Source organism: Amycolatopsis sp. BJA-103 (assembly GCF_002849735.1).
Taxonomy (GTDB): domain Bacteria; phylum Actinomycetota; class Actinomycetes; order Mycobacteriales; family Pseudonocardiaceae; genus Amycolatopsis.
Genome location: NZ_CP017780.1, coordinates 3,505,064 through 3,526,567 on the forward strand (window position 1 = coordinate 3,505,064; position 21,504 = coordinate 3,526,567).

At 70.4% G+C, this 21,504-nt stretch carries 18 protein-coding genes; 12 read left to right on the forward strand and 6 right to left on the reverse strand.

What is annotated here, in order from left to right; genetic code table 11:
• Positions 1–80: 80 nt before the first annotated feature.
• From BKN51_RS15225 to BKN51_RS15250, 6 genes are all read left to right on the forward strand, one after another.
• Positions 81–1,289, forward strand: a complete 1,209-nt coding sequence (locus tag BKN51_RS15225; protein ID WP_101613227.1) for an MFS transporter — start codon at positions 81–83, stop codon at positions 1,287–1,289.
• Positions 1,290–1,321: 32 nt separating this feature from the next.
• Positions 1,322–2,323: a LacI family DNA-binding transcriptional regulator gene (locus BKN51_RS15230; protein ID WP_101608290.1), complete on the forward strand. Its 1,002-nt coding sequence runs from the start codon at positions 1,322–1,324 to the stop codon at positions 2,321–2,323.
• A gap of 200 nt (positions 2,324–2,523) precedes the next feature.
• On the forward strand, positions 2,524–3,903 hold the full coding sequence (locus BKN51_RS15235) for an ABC transporter substrate-binding protein (RefSeq protein ID WP_101608291.1): 1,380 nt from the start codon (positions 2,524–2,526) through the stop codon (positions 3,901–3,903).
• On the forward strand, positions 3,881–4,855 hold the full coding sequence (locus tag BKN51_RS15240) for a carbohydrate ABC transporter permease (RefSeq protein ID WP_101608292.1): 975 nt from the start codon (positions 3,881–3,883) through the stop codon (positions 4,853–4,855). Before BKN51_RS15235 ends, BKN51_RS15240 begins: the two co-directional genes overlap by 23 nt.
• Positions 4,852–5,721, forward strand: a complete 870-nt coding sequence (locus tag BKN51_RS15245) for a carbohydrate ABC transporter permease (RefSeq protein ID WP_101608293.1) — start codon at positions 4,852–4,854, stop codon at positions 5,719–5,721. The genes BKN51_RS15240 and BKN51_RS15245 overlap by 4 nt, the downstream gene beginning before the upstream one ends.
• 48 nt (positions 5,722–5,769) lie before the next feature.
• Positions 5,770–7,368: a glycoside hydrolase family 13 protein gene (locus BKN51_RS15250; protein ID WP_174720418.1), complete on the forward strand. Its 1,599-nt coding sequence runs from the start codon at positions 5,770–5,772 to the stop codon at positions 7,366–7,368.
• Here the strand turns inward: BKN51_RS15250 and BKN51_RS15255 are convergent, their stop codons facing one another.
• On the reverse strand, positions 7,369–8,943 hold the full coding sequence (locus BKN51_RS15255; RefSeq protein ID WP_101608295.1) for a BTAD domain-containing putative transcriptional regulator: 1,575 nt from the start codon (positions 8,941–8,943) through the stop codon (positions 7,369–7,371).
• A gap of 139 nt (positions 8,944–9,082) precedes the next feature.
• Between BKN51_RS15255 and BKN51_RS15260 the strand changes: the two genes are divergently transcribed.
• Positions 9,083–9,514: an organic hydroperoxide resistance protein gene (locus tag BKN51_RS15260; RefSeq protein ID WP_101608296.1), complete on the forward strand. Its 432-nt coding sequence runs from the start codon at positions 9,083–9,085 to the stop codon at positions 9,512–9,514.
• Between the two features lie 52 nt (positions 9,515–9,566).
• Here the strand turns inward: BKN51_RS15260 and BKN51_RS15265 are convergent, their stop codons facing one another.
• Entirely contained in the window at positions 9,567–12,278 is a 2,712-nt protein-coding gene (locus tag BKN51_RS15265; protein WP_101608297.1) for a helix-turn-helix transcriptional regulator, read from the reverse strand.
• Between the two features lie 135 nt (positions 12,279–12,413).
• Between BKN51_RS15265 and BKN51_RS15270 the strand changes: the two genes are divergently transcribed.
• The 4 genes from BKN51_RS15270 (at position 12,414) to BKN51_RS15285 (ending at position 17,271) form a co-directional block, all read left to right on the forward strand.
• Positions 12,414–13,949 carry a tannase/feruloyl esterase family alpha/beta hydrolase gene (locus BKN51_RS15270; RefSeq protein WP_101608298.1) on the forward strand — a complete coding sequence of 512 codons (1,536 nt, stop codon included), beginning with the start codon at positions 12,414–12,416 and terminating at the stop codon, positions 13,947–13,949.
• 351 nt (positions 13,950–14,300) lie between these two features.
• Entirely contained in the window at positions 14,301–15,647 is a 1,347-nt protein-coding gene (locus BKN51_RS15275) for an alpha-lytic protease prodomain-containing protein (RefSeq protein ID WP_101608299.1), read from the forward strand.
• Entirely contained in the window at positions 15,632–16,273 is a 642-nt protein-coding gene (locus BKN51_RS15280) for a sigma-70 family RNA polymerase sigma factor (RefSeq protein ID WP_146044326.1), read from the forward strand. Before BKN51_RS15275 ends, BKN51_RS15280 begins: the two co-directional genes overlap by 16 nt.
• Positions 16,270–17,271, forward strand: a complete 1,002-nt coding sequence (locus tag BKN51_RS15285) for a LysR family transcriptional regulator (protein WP_101608300.1) — start codon at positions 16,270–16,272, stop codon at positions 17,269–17,271. The genes BKN51_RS15280 and BKN51_RS15285 overlap by 4 nt, the downstream gene beginning before the upstream one ends.
• Here BKN51_RS15285 and BKN51_RS15290 read toward each other — a convergent pair.
• Positions 17,152–18,258 carry a LysR family transcriptional regulator gene (locus tag BKN51_RS15290; protein ID WP_146044325.1) on the reverse strand — a complete coding sequence of 369 codons (1,107 nt, stop codon included), beginning with the start codon at positions 18,256–18,258 and terminating at the stop codon, positions 17,152–17,154. The genes BKN51_RS15285 and BKN51_RS15290 overlap by 120 nt on opposite strands.
• 96 nt (positions 18,259–18,354) lie before the next feature.
• On the opposite strand from BKN51_RS15290, the gene BKN51_RS15295 reads away from it, so the two are divergent.
• Entirely contained in the window at positions 18,355–19,119 is a 765-nt protein-coding gene (locus BKN51_RS15295) for a S1 family peptidase (RefSeq protein ID WP_101608301.1), read from the forward strand.
• 84 nt (positions 19,120–19,203) lie between these two features.
• On the opposite strand, the gene BKN51_RS15300 is transcribed toward BKN51_RS15295, so the two are convergent.
• The 3 genes from BKN51_RS15300 to BKN51_RS15310 form a co-directional block, all read right to left on the reverse strand.
• Positions 19,204–19,449 (reverse strand): hypothetical protein, encoded by a 246-nt coding sequence (locus BKN51_RS15300; protein ID WP_101608302.1) that lies wholly within the window; start codon positions 19,447–19,449, stop codon positions 19,204–19,206.
• A 376-nt stretch (positions 19,450–19,825) separates the two neighbouring features.
• Entirely contained in the window at positions 19,826–20,848 is a 1,023-nt protein-coding gene (locus tag BKN51_RS15305; protein WP_101608303.1) for a hypothetical protein, read from the reverse strand.
• Positions 20,845–21,495: an alpha/beta fold hydrolase gene (locus BKN51_RS15310; protein ID WP_233223146.1), complete on the reverse strand. Its 651-nt coding sequence runs from the start codon at positions 21,493–21,495 to the stop codon at positions 20,845–20,847. The genes BKN51_RS15305 and BKN51_RS15310 overlap by 4 nt, the downstream gene beginning before the upstream one ends.
• Positions 21,496–21,504 lie beyond the last annotated feature (9 nt).

Below are 21,504 nucleotides of genomic sequence, written 5' to 3' on the forward strand. Positions count from 1 at the left end.
TTACCGACAACGATTACCGATTTCAAGTGAGTTGAGGTGCGATCCGCGTGACCGACGACACCGTGCAGACCCGGACCCCGGTGTTCCGCAGCCTGTCGTTCGTACGGCTCTGGACCGGGAACACCGCCTCCGGGCTGGCGACCTGGGCGCTGCCGTTCATCCTCGGACTGGCAGTGCTCGAACGGTCGCTTTCGGCCGTCGACCTCGGCATCGTGCTGGCCGCGCGCACCGCGGGATTCCTCGTGGCCGTACCCGTGGCAGGGGTGCTCGCGGACCGGCATTCCCGCCGTCAGGTCGTGCTCTGGGCAGGCCTCATCGCGGGTCTCGCCACTCCCCTGATCGCGGTCGGCATGGGCCGGTCCGTTCTGCTGATGGCCGCCTCGGCCGCCGTCGTCGGCGTCGGCCAGGGCGCGTGCCGCCCGGCGTTCCAGGCGCTGACCGCCGAAGTGATCGCCGAGGATCAGCGCCAGCAGGCCAACGCCGCGATGACACTGGCCGTCCGGGTCACGACACTGGTCGCCCCTGGTCTCACTGCTCTACTCGCCGCTTTCGCCTCGACGCCGGTCCTGGTGATCGGGACCGGGGTGCTCTGGCTGGGCGCGGCACTGATCCCGCCGCGAGGCACCTTCACGCCCACCCCGTCCGCGACCAAGACCCGCTTCTTCGGCGAGTTCGCCGACGGACTCCGCGAAGCCCGCCGTCACCCCTGGTTCCTGGCCGGACTCGGCGCGCTGACCGCCGTGATCGCGACCGGCTACTCCGCGACCGGCGTCGTCCTGCCGCTGGTCAGCCGCGACCGCTACGACACCGAAGCCGTCCTGGCCGCCGGACTCACCGCGTACACGCTCGGCGCGCTCGCGGGCGCCGTCGTCATCGCGCGCTGGCGCCCGAAGCGGCAAGGCTGGGCGGCACTGATCGGACTCGGCTGTTACGGCTTCGCGCCACTGAGCCTGCTGTTCCCGGTGCACCCGGCCTTCGTCATCGCCGCCTACGCCGTCGCCGGTCTGGGCATCGAACTGTTCAACGTCCCGTGGTTCACCGCGACCCAGCGGGAGGTCGAGCCGGGGAAGCTCGCGCGGGTGTCCTCTTTGGACTTCCTGTTCTCCTACGGCCTGGCGCCCGCCGGGCTGGCGTTCATCGCGCCCGCGATCAGCCAGTTCGGGGCGGCGCCCGTGCTGGCGGTGTGCGCCGTGGTCTGTTTCGCCGCTCCGGCCGCCGCCGCGCTCGTTCCTTCTTCCCGGGATTTCCGGGTCGCGAAGGAGCCCACCGCACCGATCAAGAATGTCTAGGTCTTGCGCTCGCTTGCGGTAAAGTTTCACGCATGACGCGTCGTCTTGCCGAAGTAGCCCTCAAGGTCGGGGTCAGCGAAGCCACGGTCAGCCGGGTGCTCAACGGCCGGTCCGGGGTCTCCGCCAGCACCCGGGCCGCCGTCCTCACCGCACTGGACGTGATGGGTTACGAACGGCCGACCCAGCTGCGCGGCGACCGCGCGCGCCTGGTCGGGCTGGTCCTTCCCGAACTGCAGAATCCGATCTTCCCCGCGCTGGCCGAGATCATGGGCAACGCCCTCGCCCAGCAGGGTTTCACCCCGGTGCTGTGCACGCGGACGGCAGGCGGGGTCTCGGAGGCGGAGTACGTCGAACTGCTGCTGCAGCAACAGGTTTCCGGCGTCGTGTTCGCCGGCGGGCTGTACGCCCAGGCCGACGCGGTGCACTCCCACTACCACCATCTCGCCGAGCGCCGCCTGCCGACGGTGCTGATCAACGCCGCCGTCGACCACCTCGGGCTGCCGCAGATCTCGTGCGACGACGCCGTCGCCGTCGAGCAGGTCGTCGGGCACCTGAGCTCACTAGGGCACGAGAAGATCGGCCTCGTCCTCGGCCCGACCGATCACGTGCCCTCCCAGCGCAAACTCGAGGCGTTCCGCGCCTACGCCGGGAAACTCGGGCTCCCGGTCCTGGACGAACTCATCGAGCACGGCATGTTCTCCATCGAAGGCGGCCACGCCGCCGCGGCCCGGCTGTACCCGCGCGGTGCGACGGCCGTCCTGTGCGCGAGCGACCTGCTGGCGCTGGGCGCGATCCGCGCGGCCCGGCGGCAAGGACTGTCGGTACCCGACGACATCTCGGTGGTCGGCTACGACGATTCGGCCCTGATGAACTGCACCGATCCGCCGCTGACCACCACCCGCCAGCCGATCGAGGCGATGGGTCGCGCCGTGGTGGAACTGCTGGTCAAGCGCATAAACGGCGGCGAGGTGGCAGCCGAGGAACTGCTGTTCGCGCCCGAACTCGTGGTGCGAGGGTCCACCGCCCGCCGGTAGGCACACCCTTCGCGCGTGAAGGCCCCCTTCCCTCGGCTGAGCCCGAGGGAAGGGGGCCTTCACGCGCTTGCGGTCGTCCAGCGAGAGTCATTGTCGGCAAGTTGCAAGTTCTCATCGAGTTATTGCGTAAATCTGGGCCTTCACTTTAGAGTGACCGCAATCACGTGACAGCCGTCGCGATCCCGAGATGAGGCTTGAAGATGAGCAGCACTTGGTCCCCTGCCGTGCGCCGCCGGATGTTCTGCCTGCTCCTTGCGGGTGGACTCACCCTGGGGGTCGCCGCCTGCGGTTCCGGTTCCGGCGAAAGCACCGGGGCCGGGGGCAAGGTCAAGATCACCGTCACCGGGCAGCCCCCGACCAGCCAGCCGTTCGAGCGCAGCGTGTTCGACGCCGACGTCAAGGAGTTCGAGGAGACCCATCCGGACATCGACATCGAGCCGCACGAAGGGTTCATGGACCCGAAGACGTTCTCCGCCAAGCTCGCCGGCGGTCAGCTCGAAGACGTCTACTACGTCTACTTCACCGACCCGGCGCAGATCATCGCGCGCCGCCAGGCCGCCGACATCACCGAAGCGGCCAAGGGCCTGAAGAACTTCGGCGACCTCAAGCCCGAGCTGCTGGACAACTTCCGCGGCGCCGACGGCAAGCTCTACGGCCTGCCGACGATGAACTACAGCATGGGCCTCCTCTACAGCCGCCCGCTGTTCCAGAAGGCCGGGCTCGACCCCAACAAACCGCCGCAGACCTGGGACGAGGTCCGCGAGGCCGCGAAGAAGATCGCCGCACTGGGCAACGGCACCGTCGGGTACGCCGACTACAGCAAGAACAACCAGGGCGGCTGGCACCTGACCAGCTGGCTGTACTCGATGGGCAGCGAAGTCGCGCGCAAGGACGGCGACAAATGGGTCGCCGCCTTCAACAACGACAAGGGCAAGGCCGCGCTCAACCAGCTTCGCGCCATGCGCTGGGACGACGACACCATGGGCAGCAAGCAGCTGCTCGAAGCCCAGGACGTCCAGCGCATGATGGGCGCGGGCCAGCTCGGCATGTACATGGCCGCCCCGGACAACGTCCTGGTGCTGGTCAAGCAGTTCAACGGCAAGTACGAGGACTACGGCGTCGCCGGGATGCCGGGCGGGCAGGGCACGCTGCTGGGCGGCGAGGGCTACATGGTCAACCCCAAGGCCTCGCCGGAGAAGATCAAGGCCGGCCTGGAATGGGTCCGCTGGAAGTACCTCAACCCGGAGCGCTTCGAGAAGCACGTCCAGCAGTACGTCGACGGCAAGCAGCCGGTCGGGCTGCCCGCCGAGCCGACGCCGGACATCTGGCAGAGCGCCGTCCGCGATCAGCAGCTCGCGCTCAAGACCAAGCACGCCAACGTCCCCGCCGAGAACTTCCAGTCCTATGTGGACGCCAGTTCGCGGATCAAGGGCAGTATCGAACCGCCGAACGCGCAGCAGGTCTACGCCGTCCTCGACAGCGTGATGCAGGCGGTGCTCACCGATCGGAACGCGAACATCGACCAGCAGCTCGCGTCGGCCGAGTCGAAGGTCAACAGTGTCCTCGCCCAGGTCAAGTAGCCTCCTCGACTGGCCCGCGACGTCCTCGTCGCGGGCCGGTCGCCCGGTCGCGTCCGCGGCCGAACGCCGCCGGAACCGGTTGCGCCGCAAGCTCAAGGAGAACCTCACCGCATACGGCCTGCTGTGCGCCGCGCTCGTGGTGTTCGCGCTGTTCTCCTGGTACCCCATCGTGCGCGGGGTCCTGCTGAGCTTCCAGCAGGTCGACTTCGTCAACCCGCCGTCGTGGGTCGGGTTCGACAACTTCACCCGCCTGTTCGAAGACCCCCTGTTCGGGGTCGCCTGGCGCAACACCCTGCTGTTCACCGTGCTCGCGCTGGTCTTCGGGTTCGTGGTGCCGTTCCTGACCGCGGTGCTGCTCAACGAACTGCGCCACGCCAAGGCGTTCTTCCGGCTCGCGGTCTACCTGCCGGTGATGCTGCCGCCGGTCGTCACCGCCCTGATGTGGAAGTGGTTCTACGACCCGGGTTCCGGTCTGTTCAACTCCGCGCTCGGCGCCGTCGGCCTGCCCGGCGGCCAATGGCTCGACTCGAGCGACACCTCGATGTTGTCGCTCGTGTTCGTCTCGACGTGGGCGAACATGGGCAGCACCACGCTGATCTACCTCGCCGCGCTCGGCACGATCCCCGGCGAGCTCTACGAAGCCGCGGAACTCGACGGCGCCGGACTGTGGAAACGCCTGATCCACGTCACTTTGCCGCAGACCCGGTTCGTCCTGCTGGTGCTCCTGTTGCTGCAGGTCGTCGCGACCATGCAGGTGTTCACCGAGCCGTACGTGATGACCGGCGGCGGACCGGACGACTCCACCGTCACCGTGCTCCTGCTGCTGTACCGCTACGCCTTCGTCTACAACGACTTCGGCTCGGCCAGCGCGCTGAGCCTGTTGCTGTTCGTCGCGCTCGGGGTGTTCTCCGCGCTGTACGTGCGCCTGACCAGGAAGGCGGATCAGTCGTGAGGACGCTCGTCTCCCCCGGCACGCTCCGGAGCCCCGGTGGCAAGATCGGGTACGCCGTCATCTTCGGCTGCACCTTGCTCCTGTTCGTCATCGCGTTCCTGTTCCCGCTGTACTGGGCGGTGACCGGGGCGATGAAGTCACCGCAGGAGCTCGCGCAGACACCGGCGACCTTCATTCCCAACGAGTGGCATCCGGAGACCTTCGGCGACGCGTGGGACCAACTCAGTCTCGGCAAGTACTTCCTCAACACGATCATCGTCGCCGGAGGTGCCTGGCTGGCCCAGCTCGCCATCGACGTCCCCGCGGCGTTCGCGTTGTCGAAGCTGCGGCCGAAATTCGGCAACGTCGTCCTGGGGCTCATGCTGGCGACGTTGATGCTGCCGGCGGCGGCGCTGCTGGTGCCGACCTACGTGACGATCACCGATCTGCCGCTGCTGCACGTCAACCTGATCAACTCACCGGCCGCGGTCTGGCTGCCCGCCGCCGCCAACGCGTTCAACATCTATCTGCTGAAACGGTTCTTCGACCAGATCCCGGACGAGCTGATCGAGGCCGCGCGGCTCGACGGCGCCGGGCCGGTGCGCACGCTGTGGCGCATCATCCTGCCGATCTCGCGGCCGATCCTGGCCGTGGTCTCGATCCTCGCGGTGGTGGCCGCGTGGAAGGACTTCATCTGGCCGCTGCTGGTGTTCCCGGACACCGAAAAGCAGACGCTGTCGGTGATGCTGCAGCGGGTGGCCATCGACATGCCGCTGAACGTGCTGGTCGCGGGCATGGTGCTGGCCAGCCTGCCGATGGTGGCGCTGTTCCTGGCCTTCCAGCGGCACATCCTCGCCGGGCTCACCGCCGGCAGCGTCAAAGGCTGATTTCCCGCCGCATTCGGGGTTTCCACAACGATCGAGGAGGGCATTTCCGTGACCGCATTGGGGCAGTCCGCCGGATGGTGGCGGAGCGCGGCGATCTACCAGGTCTACATCCGCAGTTTCGCCGACGGGAACGGCGACGGCGTCGGCGATCTCGCCGGGGTCCGCTCGCGGCTGGACTACCTGGCCGAACTCGGGATCGACGCGATCTGGTTCACCCCGTGGTATCCGTCGCCGATGGACGACGGCGGCTACGACGTCGCCGACTTCCGGGAGATCGACCCGCTCTTCGGCACCCTCGCCGAGGCGGAGGAGCTGATCGCCGCGGCCCACGCCAGGGGTATCCGCGTGATCATCGACATCGTGCCCAATCACTGCTCCGACGAGCATCGCTGGTTCCAGGATGCGCTCGCCTCGGAACCGGGATCACCTGAGCGGCAACGGTTCTGGTTCCGTCCCGGCCGCGGTCCGGACGGCTCCGAGCCCCCGAACAACTGGAAGTCGCGCTTCGGCGGCTCCGCCTGGACTCGGGTGCCGGACGGCGAGTGGTACCTGCATCTGTACAGCTCGCGCCAGCCGGACTTCAACTGGGACAACCAGGACATCCGCGCGGACTTCGAGGACGTCCTGCGGTTCTGGTTCGACCGCGGGGTCGACGGCTTCCGCATCGACGTCGCCGACGGGCTGGTGAAGGACCCCCGGCTGCCCGACGTCGATCCCGGTGACGAGACGCCGTTCTCCGATCAGGAGGGGCTGCACGAGATCTACCGGTCGTGGCGCAAGATCGCCGACAGCTACCCGGGTGACCGCGTGCTGGTCGGCGAGATGTGGCTGCCGGACATGTCGCGTGCCGCGCGGTACCTCCGCCGCGACGAACTGCACGCGGCGTTCAACTTCGACTTCCTGGTGTGCCCCTGGGATTCCGGGCGGTTCCGGGACGTCATCGAGCGGACGCTGACGGCGCACGAGGAGGTCGACGCGCCCGCGGCCTGGGTCCTGTCGAACCACGACGTCACCCGGCATGTGACCCGGTACGGGCGCGACGGTGATACCGGCTTCGCCTTCGCAGACCGGCTTCACGGCACTCCGGTGGACCGGGAACTCGGGACGCGGCGGGCGCGGGCGGCGGCGCTGCTCACCCTGGCGCTGCCCGGCGGTCTGTATGTCTACCAAGGGGAAGAGCTCGGCCTGTGGGAGATCGAGGACGTCCCGGACGAGCTCCGTCAGGATCCGGTGTGGGCCCGGACGAACGGCGCCGACCCCGGCCGTGACGGTTGCCGTGTCCCGCTCCCCTGGTCCGGCGTCGCTCCTCCGTTCGGTTTCGGCACCGGCGGAACGTGGCTGCCCCAGCCGGAGGAGTGGCGCTCCGATACCGCGGAAGCCCAAGCAGCCGATCCTGCGTCGATGCTCCGGCTCTACCGCACAGGTCTGCGCCTGAGGGCGGAACTTCCCGCGCTCGGACCCGGCGATCTGGAGTGGCTGCCGCTGGGCGACGGGGTACTCGCGTTCACCCGGGAGCCGGGGTTCACCTTCGTGCTGAACTTCTCGGACACGCCGGTGCCGCTTCCGCCGCATCTCGGCGTCCTCCTGGCCAGCGGCCCGGTCGAGACGGAACTCCCGACGGATACGGCGGTGTGGTTGCGCACCTGATCAGCGGGCGGCCGTGACCCGGCTGATCCGGCCGCGCATCCGCGCGCGGCCCGCCGGGTCACGCCACCGGAGGTGCCTGTCGAGCACCTCACGGAGCACGCCGCCGAGGACGAGGCCGTGGGTGGCGGCCTCGACACAGGGATGGTCGCGGAGCCAGTCGAACAGCTCCGACGACCGTCCTCCCGGCAGCACGGACCGGAGGAGGTCTTCGGTGGTGTGCTCCGCTTGCGCGCACACGTACAGCGCCCACCGGTGCGCCTCCGTCGGCGGATCACCGGCCAGGTGGGCGTAGACGGTGTCGATCACGTAGCGCGCCGCGTCCGCTCGGGGTGACCTGCTCACCTCGGCGGCGAGGGAAAGCGCGAACGGGTTGCCCGCCGCGAAGTCCACAATGGACTTCCGGAGGTCCGGATCGACGTCGCGGGCTTCGAGCAGCGCCGCGGACTCGGTTTCGCTCAAGGCTTCGAGTCTGCGCAGCCTGATCCGCCTCGACCAGGCCGGATCGACCAGCACCGTGGCGCCCGGAGCGTTCCGTCCCGCGATCACGACGGTGGCGGTTCCGGGCAGGCGGCGGAAGAAGGCGGCGGGATCTTCGACGTCCTCGAACCCGTCGACCACCCGGACGGGTCTGCCCAGGGCGGCCGCGTCGTCGGCGAGCCTCCGCAGCAGCGTCGACTTCCCGATGCCGGGGGCGCCGGTGAAGAACAGCACTTCGACGCCCTTGGCCGGATCCCTCGCGAGCAACCGCCGGAACTCGGCGCGTTCACGCTCGCGGCCGACGAACAACGCATCCGGCTCGCGGCGACCGGGCATCTGCTCGTCCTCGGCGCGAAGCACCTTCTCGTGGAGCGCCCGCAGTTTCGGCCCCGGACGGACCCCGAGTTCCTCGTCGAACAGGTCGTGGACCGCCCGGTAGAGCTCGAGCGCCTCGGCCCGGCGCCCGCCGCGATGGAGGGCTAGGAGATAGATCTTGTACAGCGGTTCCTCAAGACGGTTGCGCTCGATCAGCGCGGGTGCCTCGGCCATCACCTCGGCGTGGTCCCCGAGCTCCAGTCGCAGCCGGAGCAGCTCCTGGGTGGCGGTCAGCTTCAGCCGTTCCAGCCGCGAACGCTCGTGTTCGGCGGCCTCGCCGGGGACGCCGGCCAGCGCCGTTCCGGTCCAGAGCCCGAGTGCACGCTCCAGCAGGTTCGCCGCCGTCTCCACGTTGTGCGCCTGACGGGCGCTCTCGACCAGCCGGGCGAATTCGGTGGCGTCCACCTCGAACGAATTCTGGTCCAGCTTGTAGCCGCCGGACTGGGAGACGATCGCGGATCCCAGTCCCTGCAGGGAAAGAAGCCGCCGGAGACGGGAGATGTAGGTCCGGATGACGGCCTCGCCGGTCGCGGGCGCCCGCTCACCCCAGAGCCCGTCGATCAGCTCGCCGGTCCGGACGAAACTGCCAGGGTTCGCCAGCAGCAGCATCAAGACGGCCTGCTGCTGCGGCGAGCCGAGGTCGAGCCGGGTGCCGCCGCTCGTGAAGCCCGGCGGGCCGAGGACGGTGAAGCGATACCGGACTTCCTGCGGCAGGTGGGACATGAGCGGAAAGGTAGGCGCGCCCGAGCGGCCCTCGCGACCGTCGGACGACGTCGTCGGCGTACGTCGTCCGACGATGACGTACAGAACTGACGTCGTCCGACGGTCGCCGCGATCCCGGCCGGATTCCTACGGTTGCGGCATGTCTGAAACCACGTACACCGCCGTCGCCACTTCGACCGCGGAAGGCCGCAACGGCGGCCGGGCGACCTCCGACGACGGCGCGCTCGACGTCGGCCTCGCCGTGCCGAAGGCCTTCGGCGGCGCCGGCGACGGCACGAACCCCGAGCAGCTGTTCGCCGCGGGCTGGGCGTCCTGCTTCGTCGGCGCCGTCCGCCGGGTCGCGGGCGTGAAGAAGGTGCCGCTGAACGACCTCGCGGTCGTCGCCGAGGTGACGCTGCACCACGACACCGACGCGGGCGAGTTCCACCTGAGCGCCGCGCTGCACCTGGAAGCGATCGGCATCGACCAGGCCACCGCCGACGAACTGGTCCAGGGCGCGCACCAGGTGTGCCCGTACTCGAAGGCGACGCGGGGGAACGTCGAGGTCACGTTGGACGCCACCGTCGCCTGAACCCCGGCAAGTAGTCCTCTAGTCGCGGTGGTCGCGCGCGCAACTACCGCAACTAGAGGACTACTTGCGGCAGGGAACTCACGACATCTTTCAGTTCGGCCCGGGATTTGACGCCCAGTTTCGGGAAGATCCGGTGCAGATGCGTGCCGACCGTCCGGTGTGACAGGTAGAGCCGCTGCCCGATCTCCCGGTTCGTCAGGCCCTCCGCGGCCAGGTGCACGATGCTCAGCTCGTGCGGGGTCAGCTTCTCGCGCGCGTCCGGGCCGCGGTTCGGACTGGACTCCCCCGCGCTCCGCAGTTCGCGACGCGCGCGTTCGGCCCACGCGGTCATGCCGAGCGCGTCGAACGTCTCCCGCGCGGCGCGCAGATGCGCCCGCGAGTCCACGACGCGGCGCTGCCGCCGCAGCCATTCGCCGTAGGCCAGCCGCAGCCGCCCCCGTTCGGCGGGCCAACCGTCCAGCTCGGCCCGCAAGGCGGTCTCGAACAGTTCCTCGCTCGGATCGAGCACGGCACGGGCGTAGCGCAATCCGATGTGCAAGGCGGGTGCCGGGGTCGACAGCGCCAGTTCTTCCATCTCCGCGACGATCTCGCGCAGGGCTTCGACCTGGCCCGCCCGGATCGCGACCTCGGTGAGGTCCGCGACGAAGTAGACCCGCAGGGCCAGCTGGAAGGCGGGATCGGCGGGGTCGAACAACCGCCGCAGGTCGGCGAACGCATCGTCGAACCGGCCCTCGCTCGACGCCGTGATGCCCCTCGCGAGCTGCACGGTCGCCAGTACCGGCCGGGCACCGGCGGCGAGCCCGGCCCGTTCGGCCTCGTCGGCCAGTGCCTTGGCCTGTTTGTGCTCGCCCCGCAGCGCGGCGATCTCGGCCTGGACCGCGGTGGCGAGGCCGTACATGAACGGCTGCCCGGTCTCCTTGGCGAATTTGGCCGCTTCCGCCGCGACCGGTACGGCCGCGGCGAGGTCGCCGAGCCGGACCCGGCTCCACGCCTGGACCGCCAGGGCGCGGGGCAGCAGTCCGAGCCTGCCCTGCGCACGCAGTCCCGGTGCCGCGGCCGCGGAGAACCGGGCGGCCAGGTCGACCGCGCCGACCTGAAGCGACGCACTGCCGAGAAAGCGGTCGACTTCGGGATCGGCTCCGGTGGTGGCGGCGAGTTTCCATAGCTCGCCGAGTACGGACTCGGCCCGCTCGAACGGCGCCACGTATGCGGCGACGGCGACCAGGCGCGGATCCGAGTTCTCGATCGGGAGGCCGTCCGCGACGGCGAGCAGCGTCCGCCGCGTCTCCGGGCCGGGTTCGGCCCAGAAACAGCGCATGGCGGCACCCCACAGGACGCGCATCGCCGGATCCGGGTGCCCCTCCTCCGCGACCGACTCGGCCAGCCGCGCCAGCTCCGTGACCCGGGAAAGATCCTCGCGGACGCCGTCCTCGAAGCCACTGAGCAACCAGCTCGCCATCGATCGTTGCCGCGGTGTGAGCTCTCCCGCGCGGGCATTCCGCACGAGCCGTTCCGCCGTCTCGCGGCCACCGGACTCGACGGCGAGCTCGGCCGCGCGCAGCAACCGGTCCGCGCGGCGTTCCGGATCGGCGCTCAAAAGGGCCGCCTGCTCCAGCGCGGCGACCGCGGCCGTCGCTCCGCCCCGATGCCGGGCGCGGTCGGCCGCGCTCTCCAGCGCGCCCGCCACGTCTTCGTCGGCACCGGTCGCCGCGGCGGCCTGATGCCAGGCTCGGCGGTCCGGCTGCTCGCGCAGGATCTCGGCGAGGCTGAGGTGAGCGCGTCGCCGTTCCTCGGGCGGCGCCGACGCGGGGATGGCCGAACGCATCAGCGGATGCCGGAACGAGACCGTCCGGGGTTCGAGGTCGACGAGCCTCGCCTCGGCGGCGGGTGCCAGGGCCTCCGGCTCGACGTCTTCACCCAGCAGCGCCCCGGCCGCCGCGAGCGTCTCGGTGAGCGAACCGGTCTCGTTGAGCGCGGCGACCAGCAAGGTCGTGCGCGTGGGTTCCGGCAGGGCGGTGAACCGGGCGCCGAAGGTGCGCTCGAGCCGCTCGGTCAGCGGCAGCACGGAATCGGCCTGCCCGGTCACGGCCGACGGCAGTTCGGTCAGGGCGAGCGGATTCCCGGCGGCCTCGGCGAGCAGCCGCGACCGGACCGCGGACGGGAGCCCGGGGGCGACGGAGTCGAGCAGTTCGGCCGCGACCTCACCGGGCAGGCGTTCGAGGTCCATTGAGGACAGTCCCGCGTCACGCAGCGGCGACGGCTCGCCCTCCCGGAGGGTCGCGATCAGGACGATCGGTTCCGTCTCGACGCGCCTGGCGACGAACGCGAGGACGTCGGCGCTCTCGCGGTCCAGCCAGTGCACGTCCTCGGCGACGATCAGCAACGGCCTGGCCGCCGCCTCCTCCGAGAGCAACGTCAACGCGGCGAGGCCGACCAGGTACGCGCTGGGCTCCGCGGCCTCGGCGAGCCCCAGCGCCGTCCAGAGCGCGGACCGCTGCGGCGCGGGCAGGGTGTCGGCACCGGCCCGGAGCGGAAAGAGCAACTGGTGCAGGGCCGCGTAGGCGAAGTTCCGTTCGGCCTCGACCCCGGTCGTGCGCAGCACTCGCAGGCCCCCGACCGTCGCCGCGGCGACGGCCTCCGTGACGATGGCGGACTTGCCGGCCCCGGGTTCGCCCTGGACGAGGACGCCACCGCAGCCCGCGGCTGGTCCGTCGACGAGCTCGCCCAGGTCCTTCAGCTCGGCTTCCCGTCCGAAAAGCGGCATGGTGCGGCATTCCTCCCCTCGGCCATGGCTGGCCGCCCGTCCGACGATACCCAAACCGTCCGGTTAGGACTCTCGAGCGGCGTCCACAGGATGTAGACGTCCTGTCAACACGATCGGCCTAGCTTCGGGAAAGTGATGAGACGCAAGAAGATGTTCCTCGCGGCGGCCCCACTGGCCGCCCTGCTGCCGCTGGTGCTGACCTCGGTCGCCCAGACGGCGCCCGCCGAGGCGGCGACGTCGTCATCGTGTGCGGCAGTCTCCGTTCCGGCACCGGCGGGCGCGCGGATCGAATCGGTCCAGGCGGCGGCGAAACCCGCCAAAGCCGACGTGCCCGCCTACTGCGAAATCACCGTCACGCTGACCCACGGATCGGCGGGCGACCACGTCAAGGTCGCCGTCGCGCTGCCCCTGACCGGGTGGACCGGCAGGCTCCAGGCGGTCGGCGGCAGCGCCTACACCGCCGGCGACTTCGGCGCGCCGCTCGTCCAGGCGGTCAAGGACGGCTACAGCGGCGTGACGACCGACGCCGGTGTTCCCCTGACCTTCCTCGACACCTCATGGGCACTCACCGACAACGGCGAGATCAACAAGCCGCTGGTGACGAACTTCGCGACCCGTTCCGTGCACGAGGCCGCCGTCATCGGGAAGGACGTGACGCGGAAGTTCTACCAGCGAGCCGTCTCCTACTCGTACTGGAACGGCTGCTCGACCGGCGGTCGTCAGGGCTACTCCGAAGCGCAGCGGTATCCCGGGGACTTCGACGGCGTCCTGGCGAACGCGCCCGCCGTGCACTGGGCGGAGTTCGCGGTCGCGACCCTGTGGCCGCAGGTCGTGATGAACCAGGACAAGACCTTCCCCTCGGACTGTGTCTTCTCCGCCTTCCGGCAGGCCGCGATCGAGGCCTGCGACGGCCGGGACGGGGTCACCGACGGCATCGTCGACCGGCCCGACGAATGCGGCTACGACCCCCGTTCGCTCATCGGCACCAAGGTGCACTGCGGCGACGAAGAGGTCGTCGTCACCGCGGCGGACGCCGAGGTGGTCCGCAAGATCTGGGCCGGTCCGACCGACGAACACGGACGGCGGCTCTGGCCGGGTCTCCCCAAGAGCGCGGAGTTCGGCCCGGTGACGAACGCCCCCGGTTTCCCGGTGGCGTTGGGCTGGGTGCGGACCTTCCTGAAGAAGCAGCCCGGGTTCGACGCCTCGAAGATCACCTATCGCCAGTTCGCCGAGCTGTTCCGCCAGTCGGTGCGGGAGTACGACGACGTCATCGGGACCTCGGACCCCGATCTGTCGGACTTCCGCCGGGCGGGCGGCAAGCTGATCACCTTCGTGGGCACCGACGACCAGCTGATCCCGCCGGGCGGCACGCTGCGGTACCGCCACGAGGTGGAGCGCGAGCTGGGCGGCCCGAAGCGGGTCAACGAGTTCTACCGGCTGTTCTTCGCTCCGGGTGTCACGCACTGCGCCGGCGGCGCGGGTGCCGCGCCGACGAACGCGCTGGGCGCGCTCGTCGACTGGGTCGAACACGGCAAGGCGCCGTCGACCCTGCCCGCGGCGAACGGCGACAAGACCCTCACCCGCGATCTCTGCCCGTATCCGCAGGTCTCGCGGTACCGGGGCCACGGTGATCCCGCGGTCGCCACGAGCTACCGCTGCGCCGCTCACTGAGGTCCGCCACACCCGTGTCCGTCGTGCCGGCGCCCCCTCCGGCACGACGGGCACTTCCTCACCCTGTGAGAAGTTCCGGCGCACCCTTTGCCCTACCCCTCAAAAGTACGGTATTGACGTCTGGAGCACTGCGGCGAACCGAATCGGACACGACGGACATCCCGCGTTTCCCGGCGGCTGAAACCTTTGCGCGGCAACGGAATTACCGGCAGGATCACCATGCCGGACCGCCATATCACCCCACGCTCAAGCCGGGCGATATGACCCAAATGGTATGTACCAGTCACGTGATGCGCCTCGTACGGTCGGGAACGAATCTCCCTCCCCCGCCAGTTCGAGGAAAGCGTTGACATGAATAGAAAGATCCTCGCCGCCACAGCCGCGGCCATAACCGGGGCAGGCTTGATAACCGCCATCGCGCTCACCCCCAGCGCGAGTGCCGGTCAGCAAGCCACCCCGGCCGACCAGGCACAGTCCGAAATGCTCGCCGCCCTGTCGCGTGACCTGAAGATCAGCCCGGAGCAGGCCAAGCTCCGGCTCGCCAGCGAACAGCGCGCCGCGGTCACCGACAACACGCTGAAGAAGCAACTCGGCACGTCGTACGCCGGATCCTGGCTCGACGCCACCGGAACCACGCTCACCGTGGCGGTCACCGACGCCGCACAGGCCGACCTGGTCCGCGCCGCGGGCGCGACCCCGAAGACCTTCGCCCGCAGCGCCGCCGAACTCGACGCGGCGAAGCTGCGACTGGACGCCAAGTCCACCAAGGCACCGGCGACCGTGCCCGGCTGGTACACCGACGTCACCACCAACTCGATCGTCGTGCTCGCCAACGCCGGTGGCGAGGCCGCCGCGAAGTCCTGGGCGGCCGAGTCCGGCGTCAAGGCCGACCTGGTCCGCGTCGAAGGCAGCACGGAGGACCCGCGTCCGCTGATCGACATCATCGGTGGCAACGCCTACACCTTCGGCTCGGGCCGCTGCTCCATCGGTTTCGCGGTCGAAGGCGGCTTCGTGACCGCTGGCCACTGCGGCACCACCGGCACCCGCACCTCGAACCCGAGCGGATCCGTGGCCGGCTCCAGCTTCCCCGGCAACGACTACGCCTGGGTCCGCGCCGACGCGGGCAACACCCCGCGCGCACTGGTCAACCGCTACCCCGGCACCGTGCCGGTCGCCGGTTCGACCGAGGCCCCGGTCAACTCGTCGGTGTGCCGCTCCGGCTCCACCACCGGCTGGCGCTGCGGCACCATCCTGCAGAAGAACACCTCGGTCACCTACCCCGAGGGCACCATCACCGGCCTGACCCGGACGAACGCCTGCGCCGAACCCGGCGACTCGGGCGGCTCGTGGATCACCGGCGACCAGGCGCAGGGCGTCACCTCCGGTGGCTCCGGCAACTGCACCTCCGGCGGCACCATCTACTTCCAGCCGATCACGGAGATCCTGAGCGTCTACAGCCTGCGCCTGACGGTCAGCGGGAACCCGCCGTCCAGCACCACCACGACGCCGACCACTCCCACCACGCCGACCAGCCCGACGACCTCGAACCCGCCGGGCGGTACCTGGGCGCCGTACACCTACTACGGCTCCGGCGCGACCACCACCTACGGCGGTAGCACCTACCGCGTGATCCAGCCGCACACCTCCATGCCCGGCTGGGAACCGCCGAACGTGCCCGCGCTTTGGGAACTCGCCTGACCTGGACCGCCCCCGGCGCACTCACCTCGCCGGGGGCGGCTCCTCCCCCTGACAAAGGCGCGCTGACGGCGGATCTCGAATCCCTCGTCCCCCGCGCCCGTCGCGGCGACCCCGCCGCGACCAACGAGTTGATGAGCATCGTCCAGCCGGTCGTCGCGAACTACTGCCGGAGCCGGATGGGCGGATCCGACGTACGCGTGATCGCCGCGGAGGACGTGGCGCAGGAGACCTGCCTCGCCGTGCTCACCGCGCTGCCCACCGCCCGGGTCACCGGCGGCTCCTTCCTCGCCGCCGTCCTCGGGATCGCCGCCCGGAAGGTCGCCGCCGCCTTCCGGGGGCGAGCGCGGGACCGATCCGACCCCACGCCCGATCCGCCCGACCGGGCGACACCCGAGCCCAACGAGCCCGAGTGGCAGGCCCTCGCCGCCGACGGTCACGAACACCTGACCCGGTTGATGAGCGTCCTGCCCGACATCCAGCGGGAGATCCTCCGGCTGCGCATCACGGTCGGCATGTCCGCGCCCGAGACGGGCGCGGTCCTGCGGGTGAGCCCCGGCATGGTCCGGGTCGCCCAGCACCGCGCGCTGCACAAACTCCGCACGATCATCAGCGAGGACGACCGGTGATCAGTCCCCTGATCGGCCCCGGAGACGGCCATACTTGGCCGGTGGAAATCGACGTCCGGCATTTGCGCCTCCTCGACGCGATCGCGTCGGCGGGCAGCATCGCGAAGGCCGCGACCTCGCTCGGACTCTCCCAGCCCGCACTGAGCGCGCAGCTCCACCGGGTCGAGCGGGCGCTGGAACGGACGGTGTTCGAACGGGACCGCAACGGCGTGCGGCCCACCGCGCTGGGTGAGGTGCTGCTGAACCACGCGCGGCGGGTCCTGGCCGCGGCGGACGACCTCGACCTGGCGATCCGCCGGTTCCACCGCGCCCCGGCCGACGGCTTGCTCCGGATCGGCGCGCTCCCGACGGTCTTCGCCGAGACCCTGAGCGGCGTGGTCGCCTCGGCCACCCCCGGCCGTCCGGTCGAACTGCTCGCGCTGACCAGCAGGACGGCGTTGTTCTCCGCGTTGCTCGACGGCACCGTGGAACTGGCGCTGTACGTGGATCACCCCGGCCAGGAGCTCGTACCGCCGGACGGCGTCCACGTGCTCCCGGTCGGGACGGAACCGGTCTTCGTGATCGTGTCCCCGGAACATCCCGTCGCCGGTCGAGGCGAGGTGTCCCTGGCGGAGCTCGGCGGGTCGGCCTGGCTGGCGGTGGCGGGCGGGGACGACGAGTTCCACGACCATCTGACGGACCAGTGCGCCCGCGCCGGGCTCGGCACGATCACCGTGCAGGAACTGGAACCGATGGTGCTGCGGCAGACCGTCCAGCGGGATCCGCGCGCGGTGGCACTCGCCCAGTCCCTCGATTCCGGCTCCACGATGCCCGGTTCGGTGGTGGCCCTGCGAGGTGTGCCGCTGAGGACACGGCATCTCCTGCTGTGGCGCGACGGCTCAGCGATCGACGTCCCGGCCGTCCGGAGTGGACTGGTGCTCGCGATCACCGAGCTGGCCGCGATCCGGCATCGGCTCCCCGAGTGGGCGGCGGCCAACCCCGGCTGGCTCGGCACCTGACCGTGCTTCGCCGAACGAGTCCACAGTGGTCGTCCACTGTGGATTTCCGGCGAGCCAGGAACGGTACGGCTCCGGGGTTTCCATGACGGCGTGCTGTGCCCGGACGAGTTCTTCCCACAGCACACGGACGGCGTCCTCGGACAGCGGGCCGCGTTCGTGCCAGTACAGCCGGGTGGTCATGCGCAGCGGGTTGCCGCGCAACGGGACGACCTCGATCCCGCCGCGGCGCCGGGCGGCGGGCACCATGGGCAGGACGGCTTCGCCCAGTTCGCACAGCTGCGCGCAGACACTCGCCGGCAGGGTGCGGATCTCGGGGGTGAACCCGGCAGCCCGGCACACGTCGGCGAGATAGCCGGTGAACTCCGTGTCGGCGAGGTCCGCGGTGTCGGCGACGCTCAGCCAGCGTTCACCGGCGAGCTCCTCCAGCGCGATCTCGGTGCGGCCGGCGAGCCGGTGATGCTCGGCGACGGCCACGAACAGCGGTTCCATCGCGACCGTCGCCCGGCCGATCTCCGGCGGCGGATCGTGGGCGTGGCCGGGGAAGTCGACCACCACGAGCACCTCGAGCCGGTGATCGGCGAGCAGGTCCAGCGCCGCCGGGACACTCAGCGCGCCCCGCACCTCGACTCCGGCCGACAGCACCCGAGGCACGGCGATCGCCAGATTTCCCACCAGCTGCCCGGGGATCCCGCAGACCCGGACGGGATCGGGAAGCGTGCCGTACCGGTTCTCGTCCAAAGCGGATTCCAGTCTGGCCAGCGCGTCCAGCACGGTGCGCGCGTGGGCCAGCACCAGCTCGCCGAGCGGGGTGATCCGCGCGCCGCGCCGGTCTCGATGGAACAGCGGGCCGCCTGCGGCGCGTTCCGCCCGGCGCAGGCAGTCGGTGACGGTGGGCTGGGTCAGGCCGACGACGGCCGCGGCGGCGGACAGCGTCCCCGTCTCGGCGATGGCGCGGACCACCCGCAGCTGCCGGAACCCGAGTTCCATAGACGAACGCTATACAAAGCCGGGAGTTCTCCGGAAGCCCCGCCGCGGCGAGGGTGATTCCCACACATCCCCTTCAACGTCGAGGAGGACTCCCCTATGAGACTGCGTACCTTGCTGCGCGCCGCCCTGATCCCGCTGATCGCGGGTGCGGCGGCGCTGTCCGTGTCGTCGCCGGTGACGGCCCAGGAACCCGGGCAGGTCGGCCCGGCCATCGTCGGCGGCGGACAGGCCTCCGGCGACTTCCCGTGGATCGCTTCCCTTCAGGTCAACGGCAGCCACGGTTGCGGCGGTTCGCTGATCGCGCCGCAGTGGGTCGTGACCGCGGCGCACTGCATCCCGCAGCAGGCGCTGCGGCTGCGCATCGGCTCGAAGACCTGGCAGTCCGGCGGGGTCCTGACCTCGGCGTCGCGCATGATCAAGCATCCGAACTACAGCGGGCAAGCCGGGCCGTACGACATCGCGCTCGTGCGTCTCGCGCAGCCGGTGCAGAACACCCCGATCCGGATCGCCGGCAGCTCGCCCGCGGCCGGAACCGATGTCACGCTGTACGGCTGGGGTCAGACCTGCCCGCAGCGCGGTTGCGAGCCGAGGCCGCCGTCGAACCTCAAGCAGCTCGACACCCGCATCGATCCGGACAGCCGGTGCCAGGGCATCCAGGGTTCCAGCGAACTGTGTGTCTACAGCACGAACTACCAGACAGCCTGCTACGGCGACTCCGGCGGACCGCTGGTCGTCCAGGGCATGCTGGCCGGCGCGACGAGCCGCGCGGGGCACAACAGCCCGTCGTGCGGTACCGGCGACACGATCTACACCGATGTCGTCGCACACCGGCAGTGGATCGCCTCGGTCACCGGGGCGTGATCTTCCCGGTGCGGTGATCCGGTGATCCGCACCGGGAAGGGGAGCCGGGTGGGCGCGTCGCAGGGACGCCCACCCGGTTCCCGCTCAGCGCTGGATACAGTCGAGGCCCAGCCCGAAGCCCGTCATCACGTACTGGCAGATGTGTGTCGCGTGCACTTCGTCGGTTTCCAGGCAGCCCACCGGAACACCCAAGAGGTCGACGGCGCACGACGCATAGAACTTGTTCGGGCTGCCGGGCACCGGATCCGCGACGGCGGGCGACGCGGCGATGGCACCCGCGGAGACCAAGAGCGTGACAGTGGCCGCCACGGCGGCGATACGAGACTTCATCGTGCTCTCCCTTGCTTCCGCCCCCTGCTCGATGTCTCTGGTATTCCCCGGATCCCGCCGGTTCACCTGGACATCACCGGAACGTGTCACGGTGACGTACACCGATGACGTCGTCCGACGGGCACCGCGCTTACCTTGGCCGTCTTAGCGTGATTTCATGCCCGTTCTCGGGAAGTTCGCCCTCACAGCCGCCACCCGCGCTGGTCGTCGACGCGCCGTTGCCCGAGTGGTGCCCCCAATGTGGCATTGGAGACGCTGAGTGTCCCCGATGCCACATTGGGAGCACCTGCCGCGAGGAACGTGACCGTCGCCGTTTCGCGGCAACACGCCACCCCGATCCGCCAAAAGCCTCGCGGTATAGGGCGTTATACGACGCCTAACCGCGAGGCCAGCCCCAAGGAGTGGCGCTCACCCGGTCGTGGATCGCGCGCAGCCAAGGCTGCCGGACGGCCGGAAGCCGCGCCAAGGTGTGCAGGAAGACGTCCGTCGAAGGCATGAAGAACCCACGCGGGTGCTTCGGCAGCGGATCGTCCCGCAGGACACCGTCCGGCATGGCCCCGGAGACAGGAGCGGTCACCGGGTCGTGGCCGAAAGCGAGCCACGTCCACACTTCGGCCGCCACCGGCACCACATCGGCGGCGCCGGAATGCGGCCACGGTCGCCCGGTCACCGGATGCCGCGGTATGAGCGCGATGTCCCCGGCGTCCGGCAGACCCGGTCCCGCGAGGGTCAGCGTCCGGCGCGCCGGGCCGGACGTGAGCAGGGCGAGCGCCGGTTCGAAGATCGCGGCGACGAGGCCACCGCGGACGCCGATCGCCCCGCCGCCCGACACCGCGAGCAGATGCGCCAGCGCGTCCCCGGCGGCCGCCTCCCAATACGGGCTCCACGCTCCGCCGGGCTCGACCGGCGGCACGCCCTCGAACGTCCAGTCGAGTGCTTCCGGAGGCTCTCCGGCAGGGTCGAACTTCACGGCGTCCGGGACGAAGCGCACCACTTGCCAGTGCGAGCAGTCGTCGATGCGGGTCCCCACCTCCAGACCGCATCGGGCGCAGGCGAGGTTGGGGCCGTCCCGCCCGTCCACTCCGTAGCAATAGCCGCCGCATCGCTCCGGGATCAGCTCGGTTTCGCGGGTGTCGCCCGGCGCCAGCACGATCGATCCGGCGGGCCCGTCCGAAAGCAGGCCGTTCGGGACGAAGATCCCGCGGGCTTCGGCTTCGGTCTCGTTCCACGGCCGCCTCGGCGCGCCGAACGGCTCGGGATCGACGGCGTAGGTTCCCGACGGCATGAGCGGCGGAAGCAGCATGTGCCCGTAGCGGTTGTGGGCATGGACTGGGAGCGCCACCCGCGAGACCGGGACGCTCAGCTCGGCGGCGCACCCCGCGCACGCGAACACGGTCACCGGCCTGCCCCCAGGAAGTCCCCCACGACCGCCGCGAACTCCTCCGGCCTCGAACCGTGCACCCGGTGCCCGGCGTCCTCGATGGTCACCAGGCGGCAGTCGGCGATCAGCCCGTTCATCCGCTCCAGCGACTCGCGCGTGACGTGGCTGGAAGGTCCGCCGCTGACCAGCAGGGTCGGCGCCGTGATCGCGGCGAGGCGCTCCCACCAGCCGGGGTCGGGCGTGCGGAGTCCGGCCATGATCGGGTCGATCAGCCGCCAGTCGAACGGCAGCGGCTCGGGCGGCTCCGGCGTCGGAGGCAGCGGTTCCTTCACCGAGGCCGGAGGCGGCGGGGCGTCCTCGACGACCAGCCGCCGCACGCGTCCGGGCAGGCGCTGGGCCAGCAGTACGGCGACCCGCCCGCCCATCGAGTGGCCCACCAGGTCCGCCTGGTCCCCGAGGAGATCGGCCACGTCGTCGGCCATGGCTTCGAGCGAGTACTTCTCCGCCCACGGGCTGTCGCCGTGTCCCGGCAGGTCGACAGCCAGGACACGGCGCCCCAGACGCGAGGCGAAATCGTCCCAAGTGCCGGATTTGCTGCCCAAGGCGTGCAGCAGGACCACGGGGACACCGGTTCGTGGACCGGTGGCCCGGAAGGCGAGTGTCACTTCGCCAGA